Here is a 21,089-nt window from a genome sequence, read left to right as displayed (position 1 = left end):
AAGGTGAAACTCGCCGGGTGTGATGCAGACGGTTTGCTGAACCGGGCTCGAAACAGTTTCCCGGTCCTTAATGAATGATGCCGTATTCAGCGCAATGCGAAGGCAATTTTCGTTGCAGTCGCATCCCTGTGACAACTGTTCCCTGGCCTGATGACGCCATATTTGAGTAACTGCTTACTTTCGAATTTCAGGAGTCAGTTATGTCGAAAGATATCAACGAAGCGATTCAGACGCATTATGCTCATTCGAACATCGAGGATGTGATTTTGTCGGCACTGGAAAAAGCGGGAAAAGATATCAGCCGGCTGTCATTGGATGATTTAGCCCCGGTTGATGAGTTCCACATTCGGGGGCGTGCGGCAACGCTTGAACTTGCACAGGCAGTTGGTCTGAGTACGAATTGCCACGTTCTTGATGTCGGTAGCGGCATTGGTGGGACTTCTCGTTGTCTTGCGAAAGAGTTTGGCTGCCGGGTCACGGGGATTGATTTAACCGAAGAGTACTGCCGTGCAGCGAGGATGCTTTCTGCGAAGGTCGGGTTCACTGAACGGATTGATTATCGCCAGGGGGATGCGACTCAGCTGCCCTTTCAAGATGACACCTTTGACGTGGTCTGGACAGAACACGTGGCGATGAATATTTCCGATAAGCCCCGTTTGTACGGCGAGATGTACCGGGTACTCAAGCCGGGCGGGACAGTGGCGATCTACGACATTCTTGCCGGTACGTCCGGCCCCGTTCTGTTTCCTGTGCCCTGGGCGCGCACACCGGAGACCAGTTTCCTCGTACAGCCATCTGAGTTACGTGATCTGCTGGAGCAAGCGGGATTTGAAATCTCAGGCTGGTCAGACACAACCGAAGCCGCCTGTGAATGGTTTACTGCCTTGATCACCAAAATACAGCAAGAGGGACTGCCGCCGCTGGGATTTCATTTACTGATGGGACCTGAGTTTCAGCAAATGGCTCAAAATCAGGGGCGTAACCTGAAAGAGGGTCGGATAGTGCTGGCGCAGGTTGTTGCCAGAAAATAAATATCCGGGCGAAACAACAAGGCGAGCCAATGTGGATTGATGATATTTTTCATCACGATACCCGTATTCATTTCAGTCAGAGAGATACATGGAAGTCAAAATTGCAACGCTGTCTGATACAGCACAGTTATCGGTTCTGTTTCATGCCTACCGACAGCTTTCTGTCAGTTTAGATAACGACCAACCTGAAGCGGCTTCGAAAGACTGGATCGAAGCACGAATCCGGCATCAAGATGCAACGTTCTTTATCGCTGAAGATGCGGGAGAAATGATTGGCTTTGCCACTTTATATCAAAGTTTCAGCTCAGTTTCTCTGCAGACATATTGGACGCTGAATGATCTCTATGTTGTGGAGAAAGCAAGAGGCTTAGGTGCTGGTTCCGCCTTACTGGCTGCAGTAGACGCCTATGCACTGGCGACGCACTCAAAGGGGATCGCACTGGAAACTGCTTGCGAGAATGTCGCGGCACAGCACCTTTATGAGGCTCTTGGTTATCTGGAGAACACGAAATATAAGCAGTATTTCAAAAAGTCATTGGATAAACAGAGCTGACCTTTTGCAGAATCATTGTCGTGAATATCTCAGTCGCTTTTCTGTTTCAGGGAGCGATGTTAAAGATAAAACCTGTGTGGGTCACTTATCGGGGAAAAGCCTATCGGGTAAGTTTGCTTTCTCTCTTTATGCTGTCTCTGGAATTGGATTGAGATATCAGATTAGTGTTTTTTGCCTGTGAACAACGAAAGTGTCTCGGTACCATTCAGGCAAATATCATGACAGGATGTATAAAAACAAATGACAGAAATTAAATTGACCCGGAAACACCTTCTTGTTGGTCAGCGTGCTTTTACGTTGAAGCGAATTCAATCGGTTTGGGTCCGAAAGCTGACCTGGAAATGTCAGATCACCCGTATGTTGGCCATCATGTTTCAGTATTCTGCCGTTGGCTGGGCAATTCAGTACTGGCTGATGTTTCCTGAGGGCTGGGGGCTTATCTTGCCGTTGAGCCTGATCGGCATTGGTGCTCTCTACTATCTGGTAACCCTGAGACGTTTTGAATTAAAGGCGCTACTGACTGCAGTTGATGAAACCGGTGAGCAGCCGATTACGCTCGCAAGCTCAATGACAAAGTCTGGCTGGGCTGGGTTCAAAGATTTTGAAGCGCAGTTTCAATCAAGATCATGAATATGCCCAGTGAAGATTGAAATATTGATGGGTGTTTGTGATTGATAAATCCGTGTTCAAGGTATTTTTTAGTTTGAACGCGGTTATTCAGTCTCAATTAAAACAAATGAAAACCTGGCTGTTTTCATGAGAAATATTTATAGGTTATGGTTAGTGACTTAAAAAATGATAGTTCTTAAAAAGTAATGAATGATGGTTCATGATAAATTTTTTTAACTTCATGTTGTTTCATTAACTAGTTTCCAAGCTATGCAGTTAATTTTGTTGGAAGAATGTATAAAGGTGGCATAGCACGGCCAAATTGAAATTATTTATACTAAAATAGTTAAGTTTGAGCTGAAAATCACATCGCTTCAAAATTAACTGAAATTAAGCCATATACTCGCTAAGTTTCAGCGTTTATTATTTGATTCTTATGAATCACTAAGTGTCAATGACTCTGTTGTATTGAATGAGCCAGAGTTGGTCACATGAGGTCAGCAAAAAATAAAAATTGGTTGTTGGTGTGATTTTTTATAACAAAGTACCTTGGGGTTTTAATTCAATGGAAAATGTGCCATCAAAAACACTCGCCCATGGTGAGACGGAGCATCAAGATGACATACTCCGAGTTGGCTTGTCGCCGCTTCCTGTAACGACCGGTCGAAAACCAGTCTCAATCAATCAGTTTGTAGCAAAAAACAAGGAAGGCACTTTAGATGTCCGTTTAGTGAATGCTGATGTCCACATGATCCAATTGTTTTTTGTGATGATAATTAGTTATTTAGTGATGCTAACATGGCTCTGGAGCGCTGTTTCATTTGATATGTTATATGTGATAGCGCCAACCTTTCTTATTGTTACTGGCGTCATTTCATTTGGAATTATTGATGTTATTAAAATACAGATAGGGAAAATTTCAGAAAGGCTCCCAATTCGTTTTCATGCACAGAGGAATGAAGTGTTATTTTTTTGGGTAAAGACTAGTCATAATATACCAGAACGACCAGATTTGAATGGTGGAAGCATTATAGAATTTTATCCGATGATGACGATAATTTGTCTGATGGGCGGGTCGCTTTTTGCATTGACGGATGTTAAGCGTGGTGAATTTAGTTGGATATTTTATATTGGGGTTGCAACGTTGATTATAGGGATAATCCCTACATATATTACAATCAAACCTTGGATTCAATACTTCAAAGCCAAAAGAGGCTTGAAAACATCCGTGGAATTATTCGCTGTGCCTTGGGAGCAGGTGTCTGTTGAATATCAACGAGGTGATGGAGTGAATCCGTGGGGCATGATGAGCCTGCAAAACCTAACCTTTAGTGCGCCAATTCCCGATCATCCTGAGCAGGAAAGAGTGCTTTTCAGTATTCCGGTGTACTCCAAAGAAGAAGCCCTCAGTTTGTATGAGCTGTTCAGAGAATATATGGAAAAAGGTGCGTCGGGGATTGAGCATACCGCAGCGGGTCACATCTCGGATCATCGGGGGGAATATAGCCGCGAGGGCTATCGCCAGCTGATTCGAAAGCGCATGCGAGAGACACCGTTTATTTTTCCTTTCTGGTGGATTTTGAATGTGATCACCTTGCGTTACTTTGCTCACTGGTATCTGGAGTATCTTATCGATACATTGCAGGAAAAAGCGATGGCGCGGGAAGATTTTATTACCTGGTCACAGCCGATCCCTGAAGCTGAATGGCGTCCAATGTCTCCAGAGCTTCAGGCAGCAAATGCGCAAGTGGAAGCCTTATATGCACAGGGGCTGCGATGGGACAGTGATGAAGTGCAAGAGGTGATTCAGCAATATCATCACTGAGTTTGATTTCTTCCTTAACAGGCGATTGGCTTTTTTGAATCGCCTGAATTTTAATCCAACATAGTCTGGTTCATCTGTGACGAAAAAATTACGCCCGACCATTCCTGTTGCGGAATGGAAACTGGCAATTCATTTACAAGCGACTCTGAATCTTCAAAATCAGCCGGGAGTGCCGGCAGATAGGTGTTTGTGTGCATGGTGCGCGAGATGGAAAGCTTGCTGGCGACAGGTACTGCCCGAAAATTTACAGGCGCAGCTAAACCGGGCTGGAGTTGATTTGACACATCCGACCGATGTATATGCCTTTGGAGCGGATGAAAATGAACCGAGCATTCGTGTGATTTACCATGCTGTTGGCAAGGTGCTGAATGGTCCGAATCCGTGGCAGAGAACGGAGACGGGCAAGCGCTTCATGTATCGTACATTGCGTCAGGAACCTCATGTGGCTTTGCTGGTGTATCCGCAACGCCAGTCAGATATACAGGCTCCTGTTCTGAAAGACCGATCGGCTGGCGAATTGATTTGTTTCGACTTTCGGTTGGCCTTGCCAAATCAGGTCTCTCAGGCACCAACGGCGCGCTGATTTTTGAACGTGGTGGGTTTGATTGTACGACAGTTGGGCATTAGAATCCTGCTGCGTGATTTATTCGAAGCATACTGATGAAACTGATCCCACTGTTAAAACAACCTCGTATTCACTGACGCATGAGTCTCTGAAATAAACATACCGCCGCAGTGGAGGTTTCCCCTGTGGCTGTCACTATTTGAGCTTATGAGGTCGTTCATGAGAGAAAAACATTGGTCGAAAGTGCAGTTATTGCATGAAGTTGTCACGAATCCGAATATCACCATCAAAGGCACCCACAGTTATTACAGCGACTGTTGGGATCACGGCTTTGAAGAATCTGTTGTCCGTTACCTCCACGGAGATGAAATCAGTCGTCAGTGGGAGCCGAAATGGCCGATTGATAAACTGTATATCGGCGATTATGTCTGCATTGCATCTGAAGTCATCATCCTGATGGGTGGGAATCATACCCACAGAGCCGACTGGTTCTGCTTGTATCCGTTCATGGACTTTATCGAAGAAGCTTATGTCGGCAAAGGAGATACTGTGATTCACGATGGTGTCTGGCTGGGGATGCGGTCAATGATCATGCCGGGTGTGACGATTGGAGAAGGGGCGATTGTCGCGGCCAACAGTGTCGTGACTCAAGATGTCGAACCTTACAGTATCGTTTCTGGGGCTCCGGCAAAAATCGTAAAATATCGTTTTGAACCGTCCGTCATTGATGAACTGATGGCGTTCCGGATCTATGACTGGCCGCCGAAGAAATTTGAATCGCTGAAAAGATATTTATGTTCATCTGATCTGACACAATTAAAACAGGCTGTTGCAGCATACGATTTATCTGTTCATCATTGCTGACAATCATCTGTAACTTGCTGGGGATACGATGGTGTTCCCAGCCTTCTGAAATATTTCTGAATTTTGCTGAATCTGAACTTTGCTGAAGACAATGCTATTGCCTGCGCTTGAATTGTATTTCTGACGTTAAATCGCTTTTTCATTTTTTAGAATATTCTGATTTGAAACCCATCGGCATCTGTTCGGCAGCAGGAATACAAGAAGAAGTTTTTTCTTCACAGAAAAGAAAATAGCACACCTAAAACACCCAAAAAATAAATGTAACAACTTGTTTCTGTGTGAAGAAGGTCGTAAAGTTCAGCGGCTATTAATTTCGCAGAAATCCGCTTTGATTGATTCAGTGTCTGACATGAGTATTCAGCCATCTGGCCTGAGCTATTCAGTTGCAGCCTGTTATTTCAATGAAGGTGAGATTCATGATGGAGTAAAAATGAATATCAAACACTTTGTTGTCCCTTTGTTCCTACTTTTTTCGATGACTTCTTTTGCAAAGGACACCGCTGAACTCACTGAAGAAGAATATGTTCAGTGGGCTCAGGAAACCTGGGATTCGCTGAAACCACAAAAGGGTGACATTCCGTTATCCGCCGCAAAGGCGACACTGCATATCCCAGAGGGTTTTTATTACCTTTCTCCGGGCGACAGTGAAACCGTGCTGGTGGATGTCTGGGGGAACCCGCCAGGGCAAAATACGCTGGGCATGATTTTTCCTGGGGACATGACACCTTTCGACCCGAATGCCTGGGCTGTCACAATCAGCTATGAAGAAGACGGCTATGTGTCGGACGAAGATGCTCACAAGATTGATTATGACGACATGCTGGATCAGATGAAGTCAGACACTGCAGCAGCAAGCAAAGAGCGTGTGAAGCAGGGATATGAAGCCATTGAGCTGGTTGGCTGGGCAGCTTCGCCTTTTTACGATGCCAGTGCGCATAAATTGCATTGGGCAAAGGAAATCAAGTTTGGCAATGAGGACGTGAATACCCTGAACTACAACATTCGGGTGCTGGGTCGTCAGGGCGTTCTGGTGATGAACTTCATTGCGGCGATGGATCAGAAACTAGTGATTGAGTCAAAACTGGATGATGTTCTGGCACTGGCAGAATTTGATAACGGGGCGAAGTATGGTGATTTTGACGCCAGCATCGATAAAGTTGCCGCTTACGGTCTGGGTGCTTTGATTGCGGGTAAAGTTGCGGCGAAAACCGGCCTGATTGCTGCCGCTTTGCTTCTGTTTAAGAAGTTCTGGATCGTGATCCTGGCTGCGGGCGGTGCGCTGATCAGAAAAGTATTTCAACGCAAGTCATCTTAAGTCGTTCGCTGTTGGCGTCAGCGACTGACGGACACGGGTATCGCTTATCTTATGATGAGGCCGCTGGTTTAACAGCGGCCTTTTTTTGCCTGTCCGGGTGGGCAGAATCCACCGGTGCTGTGGCTGTGATCGTCATGATAATCGCCATTGGTAGAGGCTTTGATATTCACACCATCCACATTGCCTTCCACACGCGTCAGTTGGCAGCCAGTCAGAGACAGGCTCGCAGCCAGCAGGCCAAGCAGAGTCAGCTTTTTCATTATTGTCGCCATCGTACTGGAAAAACGGGCACTCTAATGGATTCATTCCGGAAATGTGTTAGCCGATTGTCAATTATTGGTAAAGTGCGGACTGAGTGCTTTTGGCAGGATAATATGACACTTCTTTCAAACTTTAGTTTTCTTCTTGAAGCAAAATTCCGAAAAGTCCTTGTAAACTGATAGTAACCTTCTTCATTCACTGCCTTCAGGAGGCAAATTATGAAACGGGTTTTTTATATCAGTGATGACCTGGATGAACTTGAGCTGGTTGAACATGAGCTTGAGTTAAGTGGCTTTACAGCGCCGCAGATTCATGTGCTCAGTAACAAAGATGCTGAAGTCTCCAGCCATAAACATTTGCATCCGGTGCAATCAGTGATGCGGAATGACGTGGTTCACTCCACCGAAATTGGTGCAGTGATTGGTGTGATCGCAGCTGCAGGTATTTTAATTGCGGCTTTTGCGTCTGGTGTGACGGATGCGGTCGGTTGGGCGCCATTTATTTTACTGGCAGTAGCGATGCTGGGATTCATTACCTGGGAAGGGGGCCTCTTTGGCTTCCAGGAACTGCATTATCAGTTCCGTCGCTTCAAAAATGTTCTGAAATCCGGCCAGCATGTACTCATGGTTGATGTGGAACCCGAGCAGGAATTGCAGCTGGCCAGCATTACACTGGCACACGATAAGCTGAAACCTGCGGGCACAGGTAAATCCCCGCCGCACTGGCTCGTCGTGATGCAGGAGAAATGGCAACGGATGATGAAAACATTGCCTTAAGAAGATTAACTTTAAAACATTGCCTCAGACTTCTTGCTTCAGAAACTTGCTGGCAATGCAGTCTGCCGGGCCATCAGCCGCCCGGCAGACTGAAAAACCATTCTCTTAATGCATAAATATAACTGGCCTCACTCACCATCAGTCCCACCAGGACCAGCAGCACTAATGGGGGGATGAAAATGGTGTATACCAGTGCCAGGCGTTCCCAGCGCATATGCATAAAGACGGAAGCGATCAGTCCGGCTTTGAGCAACATGAAGAGGACGATCAGGCTCCAGCGCAGTAAACCCTGCAGGTGAAAATAATCGACCAGGTAAGACAGGGTACTGAGGAGAAACAACAAGGCCCAGACTTTGAGATAAAGGCTGATGGGGTGCTGTTGTTTGGCCGGTGTTTGGGTGAGTTCTGCGTCTGACATCATAACCTCCCGGATTCTCAGTTTGGCCTACCACAGATAGAAAAATGCAAAGATAAAGACCCAGACCAAATCGACGAAATGCCAGTACAGTCCGGCGATTTCGATGATTTCATAGCGTCCTCCCTGAACACCGGCAGCCTGGGGATCGACCTGTTTCTTCTCATATTTACCCAGCGCAACCCGGATGGCGACAGTGGTCAGGTATATCACCCCGACACTGACATGCAGACCATGAAATCCGGTGATCATGAAGAAAGCCGCGCCGAACTGGGAAGCGCCCTCCGCATTTCCCCAGGGCCGGATTCCTTCTGCGATCAGTTTGCTCCATTCAAATGCCTGCATGCTGACAAAAGTGACTCCCAGCAAGGCGGTGACCAGCATCAGGAGTGCGGCGGAAAAGCGCTTGCGCTGATAGCCGCAGTTCACGGCCATAGCCATGGTGCCGCTGCTGGTGATCAGCACAAAGGTCATGATGGCGATCAGAATTAACGGAATTGAATGGCCGCCAATCGTCAGGGCGAACACTTCACTCGGCAGGGGCCAGTTTTCGGTGGTGGTCATACGCACTGACATGTAGCCCACCAGAAAACAGCCAAAGATAAAGGTATCGCTGAGCAGGAAAATCCACATCATGGTTTTGTTGGCAGAGACCTGAAATGCCGCTTTGTCGGCGGCATAGTCTTTCACCACACCGGTCCAGCCGCTTGAGGCCGCGAGTGTGGGGGCCTGAGGTTGTCGGGTTTGACTCATGACTCAATCCTCATTCGGTTGCGGGGGCAATACGCTTCAGGTGAAACGTAACAGTCCCAGCAGAAATAACCAGATGAACAACAGAAAGTGCCAGTACCGGGCGCAGAAATGTAACCAGATATGCAGGTTATCCCGATGTCCCTGCCATACCTGATACACCACAATGGCCAGCGCAATGACACCGCCAGCCACATGGATGGCATGTAATCCGGTCAGCAGAAAGAAAAAGCTGTTGGCCGGGTTCGTCTGAACGCCCTGGTGAATACTGATCAATGCCTGCCAGGCCCAGAGCTGCGCCAGAATGAATCCGACAGTGAAGCCGACCGCCAGCAGGAGCTCTGTCTTACAGGCAGCAAGTGAAGGCAATAACCGGGCTTTACGGGTGGCAAAATGCAGGGTGATACAGCTCAGCACGAGCAAAGTGGTACTCAGGAGCAACTGCCAGGGTTCATTGAGCGGTTGCCAGTCACTGACTTCATGCCGGATGTAATAGGCCAGGGTAAAGAGGGCGAAGAGTGCACTGATCACACCCATCAGAATCCACAAACCGGTGGAGGCAACGGTTAACTTGCTTGCTGGCTGGTAACGTGCATCCGGCTCCGGACTCAGATGCCCGGAAGCCAGGGTTGAAAAAACAGGTTTGTTGCGGCTCATGTTTCAGACTCCCCGGGCTGCGGCTGTACATCCGGCATTTCTTCCGTATCCGGCGGCTGATTCTGCGGCAGAAAGTCTTCTTTGGCACCGGGCACGTTAAAGTCATAAGCCCAGCGGTATACTACGGGTAACGCTTCGCCCCAGTTACCGTGCTTCGGCGGTGTGTCCGGCGTCTGCCATTCCAGCGACGTTGCCCGCCATGGGTTACTGCCGACAGCCTGCTCATGGCGATAGCTCCAGTACATATTGAAAATAAAGAGTAACTGGGCGGCACCAACAATCAGCGCCGCCACGGTGATGAAAGTATTCAGATACTGTGCGGATTCGGGAATAAAGCTGTAATCCCCGTAGGCATAGTAGCGTCTCGGCATGCCCATGATGCCCAGATAGTGCATGGGGAAATAAATAGCGTAAGTACCCAGAAAGGTGATCCAGAAATGGATATGGCCCATGGTACTGTTCAGCATGCGGCCGGTGACTTTAGGATACCAGTGATACAGGCCGCCAAAGATTGCCAGAATCGGTGAAACCCCCATCACCATATGGAAATGTGCCACTACAAAGTAAGTGTCCGACAGCGGTATATCGACGATCACATTGCCCAGAAACAGGCCCGTTAATCCGCCGATCACAAAGGTACTGATGAAGGCGAGGGCAAACAGCATCGGCAGCGTCAGATGAATATCACCCCGCCAGAGCGTAAAGAGCCAGTTGTAGACCTTGATGGCGGTGGGAACGGCAATGACTAAGGTAGTGATGGCAAAGAAGAAACCAAAATAAGGGTTCATGCCACTCACATACATATGGTGTGCCCAGACAATGAAACTCAGGGCGCCAATGGCCAGAATGGCCCACACCATCATTTTGTAGCCAAAGATATTTTTGCGGGCATGAATACTGATGAGATCCGAGACAATTCCGAATGCGGGCAGGGCCACGATGTAAACTTCCGGGTGGCCGAAAAACCAGAATAGATGCTGGAACAGAATCGGGCTGCCGCCGCCGTGGTCGCTGAGCTGTCCCATTGAAATGACCGCAGGCATGAAAAAACTGGTGCCCAGCAACTTATCGAACAGCATCATGACAGCGCTGACGAACAGAGCCGGGAAGGCCAGTAATGCCATGGCTGACGCTGTAAATATCCCCCAGACAGTTAACGGCATCCGCAGCAGGGTCATGCCCCGGGTCCGAGCTTGCAGGACAGTAGTGACATAATTCAGGCCGCCCATCGTGGCTGCAATGATGAATACAGCCAGCGAGACCAGCATCAGGACGATCCCCCAGTCTGTGCCGGGTGTTCCCGGCAGGATGGCTTGCGGTGGGTAGAGCGTCCAGCCAGCCCCGCTTGGCCCGCCGGTGACAAAAAAGCTGGCGATCAGAATCAGCGAGGCGAGCAGGTAAAACCAGTAGCTGAGCATATTCAGGAACGGGAACACCATGTCCCGGGCACCCACCATCAGCGGGATCAGATAATTCCCGAATCCTCCGAGAAACAAAGCGGTCAGCAGGTAGACCACCATGATCATGCCGTGCATGGTCAAAGCCTGGTAATAGGCATTGGCGTCGATGAAATCAAACGTCCCGGGAAACCCGAGCTGCAGCCGCATCAGCCAGGACATGACCAGAGCAATCAGGCCCATGAAAATGGCCGTCAGTGAATACTGAATGGCAATGACTTTATGATCCTGGCTCCAGACATATTTGGTCCAGAATGATTGCGGGTGTCCGTAACCGTGTGTTGTTGTTTGTTCAGTCATATCCCCTCCGCCGCGTGCACTACTGCGCCAGTGACCGGATATAAGCGGTCAGGGCCTCAATTTCCTGATCATTGAAAGTGTAGACGGGCATTACCGCCGGGTAACCTTTGACCAGCTCAGCACTGGCCTCAAGAATGGCACGTCGCAGATATGTTTCATCCACCTGTTGACGGGTATCGTCTGACATGGTTTCGGTTTTTCCGTACAGGTTCAGCCAGGTTGGCCCGATACCGGGTTTGCCGTCGTGACTGTGGCAGGCGATGCAGCCGTTCACTTCAGAAAGCTTTTTGCCCATTGCAATGAGGTCTTCTGCGGAAAGTGTGCCGGTTGCGGTTGCAGACTCAGCGGGCTGCTGTGTCTGGGCAAAGGTAGGCTGCGCTGCCAGCCAGCGGCCGAATTCTGCTTCATCTTCAACAATGACACGGCCACGCATATTGAAATGGCCGACACCGCAAAGCTCAGCGCAGAGAATATCGAACTGGCCCTGCTCAGTCGGTCTGAGCCAGAAATGGGACACTGTCCCCGGGACCAGATCCATCTTTGCTCGGAACTGAGGCACATTGAAATCGTGCAGGACGTCTTTTGAACGCAGCAGCATCTTATGCGGCGCGTAGAGTGGCAGATGCAGCTCGGGGGTCAGGATGATGCGATCGTCGGCACCCGCCGGATCATCCGGATCGAGGCCCAGCGGATTGGTCGCGGACACAAAACGCGCATCACTTTTTCCCAGCTGCTGGTCGTCGCCGGGAAAGCGAAACCGCCAGCGCCATTGCTCACCGACGACCTCAACAATGCGTGCATCATCCGGTACATTTACGAATTGCCCGTAGACCAGAAGCCCCGGTGCCAGCAAAGCTATAATCCCGACGGAAGTGATGCCGATCAGCCAGGCCTCCAGCTTTTTACTGTCCGGCTGAAAACGGGACGTTCTGCCCGGTTTATGGCGAAAACGGAAGATCAGCCAGGCAAGGATCAGATTCAGAATGACGAAAAAAGCCCCGGTGATGATGAGTGTTAAATTCAGGGCATTGTCGATTTCGCCCCAGTTTGACGCCGCCGGCGTCAGCCACCAGGGACTGAGAAAATGAAACAGAACGGAAGCAATAACAATAAAAATCAAGGTAATGGCGATAGCCATGCAACACCTTCAACCGAAACTGGTCGCATCCTTGAGAAGAACACAAATCGGTAAACCGAACCCTGGAAGTTATTTATTTCGCGCAGTTCAAGTGCTGTTCACGGTGTGGCATTCATGAAGATTGCCGTGACAGATCATTATATTGATTAAAATCTTAGTGGACTTCATCTCGCTCTGCGAGTCATGGGTGGGGAATCTTTCATTTCAGTTCGGAAATGAGAACCCCGGGCTGAACCGAAAAATGTTTTATGATGAATGTGATGACTCAGGACGAATAACCTGTTTCTCAATCAGTTAATTTCCCAAAAATGAGGAGGGGATGTGGCAGGCGCAAGTTTACTAACGTTGTTGGATGATATTGCAACCGTACTGGATGATGTTGCGGTGATGAGTAAAGTTGCGGCAAGAAAAACCGCAGGTGTGCTGGGTGATGATTTGGCTTTAAATGCCCAGCAGGTTGCCGGTGTACGTGCGGAGCGGGAGATCCCTGTGGTTTGGGGGGTCGCGAAAGGCTCGTTTAAAAATAAGTTGATTCTGGTGCCGGCGGCATTGCTGATTAGTGCCATCGCACCTTGGCTCATTATGCCATTACTCTTAATTGGCGGTTTGTATCTGTGTTTTGAAGGCGCAGAGAAAGTTGTTCATCAAATCATGCACGGTGGCGCTGAAGAAGAGCTGAGAGATCATGATGAATTACCGGAAGGTCAGAACCTGGAGGAATACGAGGCCAGCAAAATAAAGGGCGCGATCCGGACCGACTTTATTCTGTCTGCTGAAATCATCGTGATTGCATTGGGTACCGTTCAGGGCGCTTCTCTGCTGACACAGCTGACGGTGGTCAGTTTTATTGCAGTACTGATGACCATTGGTGTTTACGGGCTGGTGGCCGGTATTGTGAAACTCGATGATGGCGGTTTTTATCTGGTGAAACGCTATAAAACGGGTCTGGTCAATGCGTTCGGAAAAATGCTCATCACAGCGGCCCCTAAACTGATGAAAGTTCTGGCCGTTGTCGGTACTGTGGCCATGTTCCTTGTTGGTGGCGGTATTGTGGTTCACAGCGCGCCTGATTCTCACCATTGGCTGGAAATGCTGATGGAACGCCTGCATAATTTTCCTGGCGTGAGCTGGCTGGTTCCGATGCTGACGAACTTGTTTGTGGGTGTCGTCGCGGGTTTGCTGGTTCTGGGCGCGGTTTCGCTTTGGCAACGGTTGCGCGGGAATCGAGCAGCATAAACCTCTGAGTTCAGGTATGCTGGAGACAAACTGAAAGCGAATAATTAAGAATTAGCATGACAATGAAATCTCGCAGCAGACCTATTTCTGTTCTGAGCCACCTGCCTTTGCTGGTGGCTCTGGCGTTTCCATTCGGTGCCGCAGCTGAAAGTGAGACCGAAACACCGATCGTTGCTCAGTCCCAGACAGTTGGCCCGATTCTGGCGGATGCTTTCGAGCAGTCTGGCAGGGTGTGGAAGCGTAACGCGATGGCTTACGCCCGTTTGCCTGTCCGAAGTGAAATTGGCAAGGCAGTGACGACCTTCACATTAGATGGGGAAGGGAAACCTGCTGCCGCCTCTGAAGCTGAAATTCAGGAAAACAGTGTGATCGTTCGGGAAATGAGGCCGATTGTTGGTGCCGTCTACCGTGAATATCTGATGTCCAGAGAGGCATGGTTCGAGGTATACGGCTTAATGGCGGATACCCTGACATTCCACAGTTATCAGTCAGTCCAAACACTTCGTGTCCTCACTGTCGATGAGGCCCTACTGGCTGCTCTCGGGAGCCAGAATGGTCAATCGGTACAACTCAATTCCAGTGATTTTCCGGGAGCCGGGGCCGATTCGGGCAGTCACACTCAGGTGATAACATTATCATTAGGTGACAGGGTCACTGATTCAGGTGTCATCGTCTCACCAGAGGTTTTGGAAAAGGACTATTCCCCGCAAGACATTGCACCGGAAGCATAAATGATCACAACCAGCCCGAGCGGCTGGTTTTTTTTTGCCGTTTTCATCCTTACGGTCGATCGGTTGGAGCTATCGCTGGCAGTCTCTTACTTCTGATGGATACTTTGCTGTGCTTGAGCTGTGATCACACCGAAAGGCTGACCATGAATTTAACTAAAATGATAATTTTTACTTGAATGATAATAGTTATTATTTATTCTAGTGTGATTCACACGAGATGAGTTTTGCCCGAAGCCGGGTGAAATGAGAATTCATGAGAGTTTGGTGGACATGTCGACAGCGTTGGAAATGGATCAGAGAACGGAACATCAGAGTTTTCCTGGCATCATTGCCCGGGCGGTTCAGCCGCAGCATCTGATCCGGTTGTTCCATGACGGGGAGCGTCTGATTCCTATCATGAAAGGCGTTGAGTCACCCGACACCCTGTTCTCTATCACCCGGGACGGGCAAAATGATCAGTTGTTAGCCAGCCTCTATCAGTACTGGCAGCAAAATTATCCGGAAGCCGGGCAACCTTACTGGACAACCCGAAGCTGGTCGATGCTGACCTGGCAGCCACTGTATCTGGCTTTTGTCTGTGTCTATAGTGTGCAGGCGGTGCCGCCGCTGAGCCAGATTGTGCAGCAGTATAACAATGAAGGCTGGGTGGCTGGTTACAGCTTCAGTCAGAACAGTAAGTGGTGTGAGGGAAACACGCAAAAGCTGATTCAGTGCGCCGGGCGGGAGCTGGTGGATCTTTATGAAGAACTGCGTGAGCAGATGGAACAGCATACGCGGATTCGTCCCGGTTTTACCCGTCAGTTACTGGCTGATACCGTGATTGCAGTCCTGCTGCGTTACCACAATACCTTGCCCGAACGCTTGCCTGCAGACGTTGTACTGCAACATGCGGCTTGGTGGCTGGAAAGTCTGGGTCTACCAGGGAAACATATCAATACTTTATATTGTTCAGAAGAAGGCCAGTGGCAGCAAATGAGAGTCAGCTGCTGTATGCATTACCGTCGGGATGATGGGAAGTACTGTGCCAATTGTCCGAAGAACAGAATCTAAGCGTTAAGACATTCAGAACAGCATTAATTTTGCTGGAAATGACATAGAAAAAAGCCGGGGTCGTTCTGCAACCCCGGCTTTTTTCAGATCAACGCGACTGCATTAACCTTCAATTTCTGCGTTGTGATAAACGTTCTGGACGTCGTCACAGTCGTTCAGCATGTCGAGGAACTTATCGAATGCTGCGACATCGTCACCCGTAACCGGATGCATGGCTTGAGGTACGAAAGTGATTTCTTCAACTTCCATGGTCACGTCAGGCATTGCGTCAGACAGCGCGTTTTTCACTTTGAAGAACTCGGTGTGCGGTGCAAACACTGTGATCACGCCGTCTTCTGCTTCAATGTCTGAAACATCAACGTCGGCCATGATCAGCGCTTCCATGACGGCTTCTTCATCGTCACCCTGGAACTGGAAAACAGCCTGATGATCGAACATGTGTGCTACTGCACCCGGTGCACCAATTTTCGCGTTGTTTTTCACAAAGCACTGGCGAACGTCCATATAGGTGCGGTTGTTGTTGTCTGTCAGGCAGTCAACAATTACAGAACAGCCACCCGGGCCGAAACCTTCGTAACGTGCGGTTGAGAAGTCTTCACCGCCGCCACCGCTTGCTTTATCAATAGCTTTTTCGATCACGTGACTCGGCACCTGATCTTTCTTTGCTTTTTCCATCAGACGGCGCAGAGACAGGTTGCTGTCCGGATCTGTACCGCCGTTTTTGGCGCTCATGTAGATCTCTTTACCGTATTTGGAGTAGACCTTAATTTTTGCGCCTTGAGTTTTAGCCATTGAGGCTTTACGAACTTCGAAACTGCGTCCCATGGGGAATCACTCTCTGTAATTGATACTTTCGATAGGTGGACTGATTTTATCAGCAGCCCCAGTCCTTAGGCTAGTACCAAGTTGCAACCTTGTTCCAGTAATGCTGGCTAAGGGGATATCAGTCTGGTACTGAGCTGTGAACGGAAGCTATGTTACCTTGTTTTTGCGGTGTTTTAGGAATGCTGACTACAAAAATCAGGCCGTTAGTGATTAAAAATAGCACAAAACCATAAAAAACATTCTTTTTGGTTCAAAAAATAGACATTTGAACATCTTGGTGCTTTACAGTAAAAAAAGAGCTGGTATTATTCACCGCACTTACGGAGAGATGGCTGAGTGGTTGAAAGCACCGGTCTTGAAAACCGGCATACGTTAATAGCGTATCTAGGGTTCAAATCCCTATCTCTCCGCCAATTTCATCAGGTTGGCATCGCCAGCATGATAAAAAATTGGAGCGGTAGTTCAGTTGGTTAGAATACCGGCCTGTCACGCCGGGGGTCGCGGGTTCGAGTCCCGTCCGCTCCGCCAATACACGAAACCCGATGCGAAAGCGTCGGGTTTTTTGTATCTGGCGTTTGATGAAAAGTGCTGCGCACTTTAGTCGCGGGCCGGATTGCCGGACCATCGAGTCCCGTCCGCTCCGCCAATACACGAAACCCGATGCGAAAGCGTCAGGTTTTTTGAATCTGGCGTTTGATGAAAAGTGCTGCGCACTTTGGTCGCGTGCCGGATTGCCGGACCATCGAGTCCCGTCCGCTCCGCCAATACACGAAACCCGATGCGAAAGCGTCGGGTTTTTTGTATCTGGCGTTTGCTGAAAAGCGCTGCGCACTTTGGTCGCGGGCCGGATTGCCGGACCATCGAGTCCCGCCTGCTCCGCCAATACACGAAACTTGATGCAAAAGCGTCGGGTTTTTTGTATCTGACATTTGCTGATAAGCGCTGCGCACTTTGGTCGCGGGCCGAATTGCCGGACCATCGAATCGCGTCCGCTCCGCCAACACACGAAACCCGATGCGAAAGCGTCGGGTTTTTTGTATCTGGCGTTTGATGAAAAGTGCTGCGCACTTTGGTCGCGGGCCGGATTGCCGGACTATCGAGTTTTGCCCGCCCGGCGAACATAGGATGCTTCAGCCGAATTTCTGGAGCTTTTTGCTGAGACAGAGAATGATATCTGCCCTCCGGCTGGAAAATTCGCGGCTGTGTTCTGTAGACAAATAAAAAAGCCCCGGCTTGCTGGCCGGGGCTTTTTTGTCAGAGAGCACGTGATCATCTGCTCACGTGCTGCAAGCTGTATCTAGAGGCATTAAAGTTTGAATCGTCTTACCAGCTTATCCATCTGATCAGAGAGTTCTTGTAACTGATCACTGGAAACATTGAGCTGGTTCGCGATATCAGCCGTTTCAGCAGTTAAATGGTTGATATCTTCAATATTGCGGTTGATTTCCTGCACGACAGATGACTGCTCTTCAGTCGCAGTAGCGACCTGAATGTTCTGAGAGCTGATCTGGTCAATATACGACACAATCTGAATCAGAGACTCGGTTGCAAGGTTGGCTTTGTCAGCGACGGTCGCACCCTGTTCACGTCCCTGAGAGATAGCGTCAACCGCTTTGGTTGATTCGCTTTGCAGGCGGTTGATAACATCCTGAATTTCTTCTGTCGAGTTTGCTGAACGAGATGCCAGATTTCTGACCTCATCGGCAACAACAGCAAAACCACGACCCTGTTCACCGGCACGAGCCGCTTCAATGGCAGCATTCAGAGCCAGCAGGTTGGTCTGTTCTGAGATGCTGCGGATGGTATCCAGAATGACACTGATATCTGTCACCTGTCTCGCCAGCGCTTCAATTACACCGGTTGTGTCACCCAAATCATTGCTGAGCTCATGCATTTTTTCTCTGGCATGCTCGACAACATTGGTACCATCCTGAGCCTGTGTAGTGGCTTCTTTTGCAATATGTGCAGCTTGCGCAGCGTTATTTGCAATTTCATTCACAGTTGCGCCAAGTTCGTTGATGGCCGTTGCAACCTGAATGGTTCTGTCACGTTGTGTCACGCAGTTGTTCTGAGTGGTTTGTGCCGTGGTGGCAACGGACTGAGCTGTCAGTGCCAGGTTTCGGGAGCTCTGCGCGACTTCTTCAACAGAATGATGAATCTTGGCAAAGAAGTTATTCAGTGTATCGCTGATCGCCGTTAATTCATCTTTGCCGCCGAGATCAATACGAGTATTGAGCGACATATTCTTTTCTGCCGTTTGAATCGTCTTCTGCAAAGTCGATACTCGGGTTCTCAGATTCTGAATGATGACGAAAGAAATGAAAAATGAGATCGTGAGCGCAATAATAATTAATAAAACCAGATTGCGTTGTCCATCTTCAAAACTTTGCTGTGCTTCTTCATTTAAGTTTTGAGCCTGAACAAGCAGCGTATCCAGAATTTCATGTGCCTGTTTGCGCATCACGCCGTAAGAAACGGCATATTTACGGTAATAGCGATAAGCTTCTGATGTATTTCCAACTTCGAGCGCATTCAGCATCGGGTTTAATTCCGTCTGAATCATGGTTTCGAAGTTTCGTTGCAGCGATTCGGCAGCTTTTTTCAGTTCCGGCTTCACCTGTGCAGCAACGGACTGTTCCATCGCGGCACGCATCTCCGGGATATCTTCATCACGGGTTTCTTTAATGCGCTTGAGAACACCTTTCTGATCCTTTAAACCGTCAATTTCCTGGAACAGCATCATGTCGATGCCTACCCGCATGCGAGGGATTCGTGAGGCGGCTTCTGCCATGGCTCGCATAGGCGTGGCAGTGTTCAAATATAGGCGTTCTGAACGTTCACCAATCTGAGACATACTCAGGTGACTTAAAATACCTACAAGCAATAAAATGATGCAGGGGAGTAATACCGACAGAATTAATTTGGTTCTTAATGTTAATGTGTTGATAAACATAACTTTCTCTTTTTAATATTTATGGGGCCGCTGCAATCATCAGTATTGAATGTTCAATGAATAAGCATACCTTTTGAGCTGGTTGTTATACCCTCATCCTTCCCAGCCCGGCGAAGTAAAACATTTTCCTGTTTAGATGATGCGTCTGCTTTGTCCTGTATGAGTAAATCTGATGATAGTATTTATCATTTTTTATATTTTAATTATCTGGAATTGTTTTAAAAGATCAGTTGATTGTTACAAATAAGTAAAACATGCCGTGTTGCCAATGAATGATTTAATATTTTTATCATTTCTTCATTTCACTTGATATGCTCCAAATGTTTTATTACTCGGGGATAGATTATTTTTTATTTAAAAATAATGAAAAGTTGGCTGAAGATAACAAATTAAGATGTGTGCCGGTTTGGCTTGTCCCAGAGATGACTTGTACTCAGATTCGCGACTGCGTCTGTCAGGGATGAAAAAGTTGAGCCCGACAGGAATGTTTGTATCGACTGTTTACTTACCAATGAATGCCTGTTCTTCACTGGTGTATCCGAGACGCCAAACACGGTGTGGGCATACAACTTTCCCTTGTGGTTGCCTCCAACCTGAGAGACGCATTCGCGTTGAATGTCTGAGAATTCAACAGACATTGGACGACAGGGCCCACCTTGCGGCAGCATTCAATATTTCTATACAAAAAAGCCGTCCTTCTCAGGACGGCAAAGAACGTGCTGACAACAATTGCGATGTCGGGGTCTCCAGCAGAGTGGACAGCTGGGGGCTAGGTTATCCCGGCAAAGCCTGGAATCGGACAACAGCCGCATCCTAATGCGATGACGACTCGGCAAAACCTCATCAACACTAAAGTTTAAATTCTGTTTGCGCTGCCGCAGACTCGAATTTTGTCTTCTACGATGGCCCGCATTGCATCCATACCCGGGACGAGATACTGTCGCGGATCGTTAGCATCCGGATGCTGGTTCAGGTATTGCTTCATCGCGTCGGAGAAGGCAATTTTTAGTTCTGTCGCCACATTAACTTTACTAACCCCTAATTCGATACATTTCCGGACATCGGCATCGGGGATGCCGGATGCGCCATGCAACACCAGCGGAATATCGACACATTCCCGGATGGCAGCCAGACGAGCAAAATCCAGTTTTGGCTCAGATTTGTATAAGCCGTGGGCCGTACCAATCGCGACGGCCAGAGAGTCGATCCCTGTGCGTATTGCAAATTCTCTTGCAGAGGTAGGATCGGTGAGTTGAGCGTCGGCTTCATCAATAATCAAGTCGTCTTCCTGGCCGCCCAAGAGTCCCAGTTCTGCTTCTACACTCACGCCAAGTTTGTGGCAGAAATCCACCACGGATTTCACTCGTGCAATATTTTCTTCGAACGGGTAGTGTGAGGCATCAATCATGGCAGAGCGGATTCCTGCCTCAACTTTGGTGCGGATATCTGCGTTATCTTCGTGATGATCCAGATGCATCACCAAGGGCAGCCGATGCTTTTTCGCAGCAGACTTGCAGATAGAGATCAGGTACTCCACTCCGGCATGTTTATATGTACCGGGGGTTCCTGCCAGAATGACAGGCGAGCGAAATTGGGCTGCGGTTTCGACGACCACCTGAACGGTTTCCAGGTTATGGATATTAAATGCGGGCACAGCGTAGCCATGGCGTTGGGCATCTTGCAGCATTTCATGAGAAGAAATCAGGTACATAAAGCAAGCTCCTTGCGGCAGGGCTGACTACCGCGTGATTTGAAAAAGAAAGACCAGTTGAAATACA

Annotated in this window: 21 protein-coding genes and 2 tRNA genes; 14 read left to right on the top strand and 9 right to left on the bottom strand. The window is 48.6% G+C overall.

What is annotated here, in order from left to right; all coding sequences use genetic code 11:
- Positions 1–200: 200 nt before the first annotated feature.
- The 7 genes from ACYP03_RS05595 to ACYP03_RS05565 all read left to right on the top strand — a co-directional run bounded on the left by ACYP03_RS05595 (position 201) and on the right by ACYP03_RS05565 (position 6,762).
- Positions 201–1,031 carry a class I SAM-dependent methyltransferase gene (locus tag ACYP03_RS05595; RefSeq protein WP_459778786.1) on the top strand — a complete coding sequence of 277 codons (831 nt, stop codon included), beginning with the start codon at positions 201–203 and terminating at the stop codon, positions 1,029–1,031.
- 88 nt (positions 1,032–1,119) lie between these two features.
- Positions 1,120–1,584, top strand: a complete 465-nt coding sequence (locus tag ACYP03_RS05590; RefSeq protein WP_459778785.1) for an N-acetyltransferase family protein — start codon at positions 1,120–1,122, stop codon at positions 1,582–1,584.
- A gap of 240 nt (positions 1,585–1,824) precedes the next feature.
- Complete coding sequence (locus tag ACYP03_RS05585) at positions 1,825–2,214, top strand: DUF6232 family protein (RefSeq protein WP_459778784.1); 390 nt, start codon at positions 1,825–1,827, stop codon at positions 2,212–2,214.
- 493 nt (positions 2,215–2,707) lie between these two features.
- The gene (locus ACYP03_RS05580; protein ID WP_459778783.1) at positions 2,708–4,018 is read left to right on the top strand and encodes a hypothetical protein; all 1,311 of its coding nucleotides are present in this window, start codon (positions 2,708–2,710) and stop codon (positions 4,016–4,018) included.
- 76 nt (positions 4,019–4,094) lie between these two features.
- A complete protein-coding gene (locus tag ACYP03_RS05575) occupies positions 4,095–4,601 on the top strand; it encodes a hypothetical protein (RefSeq protein ID WP_459778782.1) in 507 nt (168 codons plus the stop codon).
- Positions 4,602–4,802: 201 nt separating this feature from the next.
- Complete coding sequence (locus tag ACYP03_RS05570) at positions 4,803–5,447, top strand: CatB-related O-acetyltransferase (protein ID WP_459778781.1); 645 nt, start codon at positions 4,803–4,805, stop codon at positions 5,445–5,447.
- Between the two features lie 430 nt (positions 5,448–5,877).
- On the top strand, positions 5,878–6,762 hold the full coding sequence (locus ACYP03_RS05565; protein ID WP_459778780.1) for a DUF2167 domain-containing protein: 885 nt from the start codon (positions 5,878–5,880) through the stop codon (positions 6,760–6,762).
- 68 nt (positions 6,763–6,830) lie between these two features.
- Here ACYP03_RS05565 and ACYP03_RS05560 read toward each other — a convergent pair whose 3' ends face one another.
- Entirely contained in the window at positions 6,831–7,022 is a 192-nt protein-coding gene (locus ACYP03_RS05560; RefSeq protein WP_248142784.1) for a hypothetical protein, read from the bottom strand.
- Positions 7,023–7,241: 219 nt separating this feature from the next.
- Between ACYP03_RS05560 and ACYP03_RS05555 the strand changes: the two genes are divergently transcribed.
- Complete coding sequence (locus tag ACYP03_RS05555; protein ID WP_459778779.1) at positions 7,242–7,799, top strand: NAD/FAD-utilizing enzyme; 558 nt, start codon at positions 7,242–7,244, stop codon at positions 7,797–7,799.
- A 73-nt stretch (positions 7,800–7,872) separates the two neighbouring features.
- Here ACYP03_RS05555 and ACYP03_RS05550 read toward each other — a convergent pair whose 3' ends face one another.
- Genes ACYP03_RS05550 through ACYP03_RS05530 form a run of 5 tightly spaced genes read right to left on the bottom strand, consistent with a single transcriptional unit; the run spans position 7,873 to position 12,516 of the window.
- On the bottom strand, positions 7,873–8,217 hold the full coding sequence (locus ACYP03_RS05550) for a cytochrome C oxidase subunit IV family protein (RefSeq protein WP_459778778.1): 345 nt from the start codon (positions 8,215–8,217) through the stop codon (positions 7,873–7,875).
- Between the two features lie 27 nt (positions 8,218–8,244).
- Positions 8,245–8,967: a heme-copper oxidase subunit III family protein gene (locus ACYP03_RS05545; protein ID WP_459778777.1), complete on the bottom strand. Its 723-nt coding sequence runs from the start codon at positions 8,965–8,967 to the stop codon at positions 8,245–8,247.
- A gap of 36 nt (positions 8,968–9,003) precedes the next feature.
- Positions 9,004–9,621: a cytochrome c oxidase subunit 3 gene (locus tag ACYP03_RS05540; protein ID WP_459778776.1), complete on the bottom strand. Its 618-nt coding sequence runs from the start codon at positions 9,619–9,621 to the stop codon at positions 9,004–9,006.
- Positions 9,618–11,378, bottom strand: a complete 1,761-nt coding sequence (gene ctaD / locus ACYP03_RS05535; protein WP_330961047.1) for a cytochrome c oxidase subunit I — start codon at positions 11,376–11,378, stop codon at positions 9,618–9,620. The genes ACYP03_RS05540 and ctaD overlap by 4 nt, the downstream gene beginning before the upstream one ends.
- 19 nt (positions 11,379–11,397) lie before the next feature.
- The gene (locus ACYP03_RS05530) at positions 11,398–12,516 is read right to left on the bottom strand and encodes a cytochrome c oxidase subunit II (protein ID WP_459778775.1); all 1,119 of its coding nucleotides are present in this window, start codon (positions 12,514–12,516) and stop codon (positions 11,398–11,400) included.
- Between the two features lie 321 nt (positions 12,517–12,837).
- Between ACYP03_RS05530 and ACYP03_RS05525 the strand changes: the two genes are divergently transcribed.
- From ACYP03_RS05525 to ACYP03_RS05515, 3 genes are all read left to right on the top strand, one after another.
- Complete coding sequence (locus tag ACYP03_RS05525; RefSeq protein ID WP_459778774.1) at positions 12,838–13,752, top strand: DUF808 domain-containing protein; 915 nt, start codon at positions 12,838–12,840, stop codon at positions 13,750–13,752.
- A 56-nt stretch (positions 13,753–13,808) separates the two neighbouring features.
- A complete protein-coding gene (locus tag ACYP03_RS05520; protein WP_459778773.1) occupies positions 13,809–14,483 on the top strand; it encodes a hypothetical protein in 675 nt (224 codons plus the stop codon).
- A gap of 270 nt (positions 14,484–14,753) precedes the next feature.
- Positions 14,754–15,533, top strand: a complete 780-nt coding sequence (locus ACYP03_RS05515) for a siderophore ferric iron reductase (RefSeq protein ID WP_459778772.1) — start codon at positions 14,754–14,756, stop codon at positions 15,531–15,533.
- A gap of 102 nt (positions 15,534–15,635) precedes the next feature.
- On the opposite strand, the gene ACYP03_RS05510 is transcribed toward ACYP03_RS05515, so the two are convergent.
- Positions 15,636–16,358, bottom strand: coding sequence for a YebC/PmpR family DNA-binding transcriptional regulator (locus tag ACYP03_RS05510; RefSeq protein WP_248142774.1), 723 nt, complete (start codon positions 16,356–16,358; stop codon positions 15,636–15,638).
- Positions 16,359–16,680: 322 nt separating this feature from the next.
- On the opposite strand from ACYP03_RS05510, the gene ACYP03_RS05505 reads away from it, so the two are divergent.
- The 3 genes from ACYP03_RS05505 (at position 16,681) to ACYP03_RS05495 (ending at position 17,255) form a co-directional block, all read left to right on the top strand.
- Positions 16,681–16,771 (top strand) — tRNA-Ser (locus tag ACYP03_RS05505).
- Between the two features lie 38 nt (positions 16,772–16,809).
- Positions 16,810–16,886, top strand: a tRNA-Asp gene (locus tag ACYP03_RS05500).
- 168 nt (positions 16,887–17,054) lie between these two features.
- Positions 17,055–17,255 carry a hypothetical protein gene (locus ACYP03_RS05495; protein WP_459778771.1) on the top strand — a complete coding sequence of 67 codons (201 nt, stop codon included), beginning with the start codon at positions 17,055–17,057 and terminating at the stop codon, positions 17,253–17,255.
- Between the two features lie 409 nt (positions 17,256–17,664).
- Here ACYP03_RS05495 and ACYP03_RS05490 read toward each other — a convergent pair whose 3' ends face one another.
- Positions 17,665–19,311, bottom strand: coding sequence for a methyl-accepting chemotaxis protein (locus ACYP03_RS05490; protein ID WP_248142773.1), 1,647 nt, complete (start codon positions 19,309–19,311; stop codon positions 17,665–17,667).
- Between the two features lie 856 nt (positions 19,312–20,167).
- The gene (locus ACYP03_RS05485; protein ID WP_459778770.1) at positions 20,168–21,022 is read right to left on the bottom strand and encodes a tagatose bisphosphate family class II aldolase; all 855 of its coding nucleotides are present in this window, start codon (positions 21,020–21,022) and stop codon (positions 20,168–20,170) included.
- Positions 21,023–21,089 lie beyond the last annotated feature (67 nt).

This window comes from Photobacterium sp. R1, from assembly GCF_054600795.1.
This window is presented reverse-complemented; position numbering and strand designations above follow the sequence as displayed.